2 protein-coding genes are annotated in these 2501 nt (G+C 69.3%); both read right to left on the bottom strand.

All coding sequences use genetic code 11. The annotated features are described in order from the left end of the window. Positions 1 to 9: 9 nt before the first annotated feature. On the bottom strand, positions 10 to 234 hold the full coding sequence (locus HY703_06240; protein MBI4544772.1) for an ATP-binding protein: 225 nt from the start codon (positions 232 to 234) through the stop codon (positions 10 to 12). A gap of 26 nt (positions 235 to 260) precedes the next feature. Next, on the bottom strand, positions 261 to 2501 hold a 2241-nt coding region (locus HY703_06235), incomplete at its 5' end, for a DUF3883 domain-containing protein (protein ID MBI4544771.1).

Here is a 2501-nt window from a genome sequence, read left to right as displayed (position 1 = left end):
ACGCCTATCTTACCCGAAGCACAGTATGCGCTCGAAGACACCTGTCTCTGTTCGGCCTGGCTCCGCGAATGCGCTCGTTCCAAGGACCCGTCGAGGTCGCCGGTTCGTGACGCCGAGGATGATCTTGCCGCCGCCTTCGTTGGCCAACGCCACGCAGTAGCGCACGAGGTCGTCGAACTCGTAGCGGTTCCTGGCCTCCTTGAACTCCAGCCGGGAGCCCTCGGGCGCATCCATGATGCGGACGAACTCTTCGGGCGTCGTCACGACGGCTCGCCTGCGCGGGACAGCAGGTCGTCCAGATCGTAGTTCACGCTGGTTACGCCGAAGTCGGGCTCGCGCTGGAAAGGCCGACGGACATACCGGGGAGTGGCGGCCGCGTCGGCGTCCACCGGGACGATGGCCAAAATGAACTCCTCCGGCTTGTTCAGGGCCGTGAGGATCTCGTTCTTGGTGATCGTCACGGTGCGGGCACCGGCGGCGCGGCCCTTGACTTCGAGGAAGAGGAGGCGGCCGGTGCCGGGTATGGCCGACTCGATGTCGTAGCCGCGGTTTTCCTCGTGCACGTCGCGCGGGTGGCGGCCGAGGCGGCGCTCGATGTCCATCACGGCGGCCATGGCGAGGGCGGCGACGCGGTCGCGATCCTTGGCGAAGGTGGCGGGTTCGGCGGCCTCCTCGCGCGCGCCCTTCAGCCGCTCCAGGAGACCGAGCGGTATCACCAGCGCCCCGCCCACGACGACCGGCGGCTTCGGGGAAAGCTGGCGTTCCTGCTCCAGCTCCTGCATGCGCTGCTCAAGGCGCGCCTGGAGCTCGTCGGCCCGCTGGCGGGCCTTGGCCGAGTTTATCCTGGCGTTCACCCTCCCGGCCAGCTCTTCTTCCTTCAGGACGTTGGCCCGGTGGTCCCAGTAGTTGATCTCTTTGGTCAGCCGGTCCTTCACGGCGGCCATGGCCTTCTGGACCAGGTCTTCCTTGCGCGCCCGGACCTCCTGATAGTGCTCGGGCACGATGTGCTGGATCGCGTGAGAGACGGCCTGGGCCTCCAGTTCGCCCCGGGCCCACGCATCCTCCAGCACCACCGCCAGGAGCGCGCCCTCGGCCTCGTCCGCCGCGCGGTAATCCAGGTAGGGTGCGTAGCCTGCGCCGCGCACCTGGCCGGCGCGCCCGATCTCGACGAACTGGAGCTGCCTGGAGACGCTCCGGCGGTTGCCGTGGCGGTCCGTGCGGGCGTCCTGGATTTCGTGCTCCAGGTAGAACAGGGCGCGCAGGTCCTCGCCGGGGTCCGACGGGTCGATCAGGACGGCGCCCTGCCGAAGGAGGTGCCGGTGCCGCTCCAGGATGAGGTCGATGGTGGCGTCCAGGAGCGGATGGCCGGGGCAGACGAATGCCGCCAGCGGCTTGCCGGGGGCGGCGATCAGATCCTTGTCGAAGCAGATGCGCTCGTAGCGGGGGAGCACCACGTCACCCCGGCCGATCTGCCGGTCCCGCGCGCGGATGGTGGCGGGGACGTGCGTGATCTCGTATCGCTTCGCCTCGCGCTCGCGGAGGGTGCCGCCGAGGTGGCGGAAGGCTTCCAGGAAGAACCCGCGGATGAAGTGGGGCTGGAGGCGGCGGGCCTCGGCCCGCTCCATGTCCTCGCGGATCCGCCGCACTTGCGTGGCATCCAGGGCATCGCGGACGAGGGCCCGTTCTTCCAGGAGGCCCCGGATGTGGTCGCGGTCGGCCGCGTTGTCCACAGCCTGGAACAGGCGGGCGCGAACCTCGGGTTGATCGCCATACCGGGCCGCCTCGATCAGCAGCTCGCGCAGGCTCCGCTCCTGGAACAGCTTGCCCAGGACGTCGAACACCTGTCCCCCCAGCGCCGCGCGCTCCTCCTGGATCTTCTCCAGGAGGCGGCGATACACCTCGCCCTCGCGCGTCTCCTCGGCCACCAGGTTCCAGAGGTGGCAGACCTCGGTCTGCCCGATGCGGTGGATGCGGCCGAAGCGTTGCTCCAGCCGGTTGGGGTTCCATGGCAGATCGTAGTTCACCATCAGGTGGGCGCGCTGGAGGTTGATCCCCTCGCCGGCGGCATCCGTGGCGGCCAGCACCTGCACGTCCCGGTCTTGCGTGAAGCGCTGCTGGGCCTTGCGGCGTTCCTCGCGCCCCATCCCGCCGTGGATCGTGACCACGGCCTCGGCGCGGCCCAGGAGGGCGCGGATCCTTTCGATGAGGTAGTTCAGCGTGTCGCGGTGCTCGGTGAAGAGCACGAGCTTTCGGCGGCCGCCGCCGGCATCGAACATCTCGGCGTTGTTCTGGAGGAGGTTGGACAGCTCCTCCCACTTGCGGTCCGTGCCGCTGCGGCGGACGCGCTGGGCCAGGGTCTCGAGGCCCTTCAGCGTGGCGATCTCGGCCTCCAGCTCGGTAATGGTGCGGGCGGCCGAGGCCTGATCCACGAGCTCCTCTTCGGCGGCCTCCACCTCTTCGGCCGGGGCGTCTTCGAGGTCTTCGAGGTCCTCGGGGGCCTT

The organism is Gemmatimonadota bacterium (assembly GCA_016209965.1).
Taxonomy (GTDB): domain Bacteria; phylum Gemmatimonadota; class Gemmatimonadetes; order Longimicrobiales; family RSA9; genus JACQVE01.
Note: the sequence above shows the minus strand (reverse complement) of the source record. Positions and strands in the feature narration are given on the sequence as shown.

Coding starts and splice junctions, on each gene's coding strand:
- HY703_06240 (MBI4544772.1), bottom strand. CDS start 234: ATGGATGCGCCCGAGGGCTCCCGGCTGGAGTTCAAGGAGGCCAGGAAC.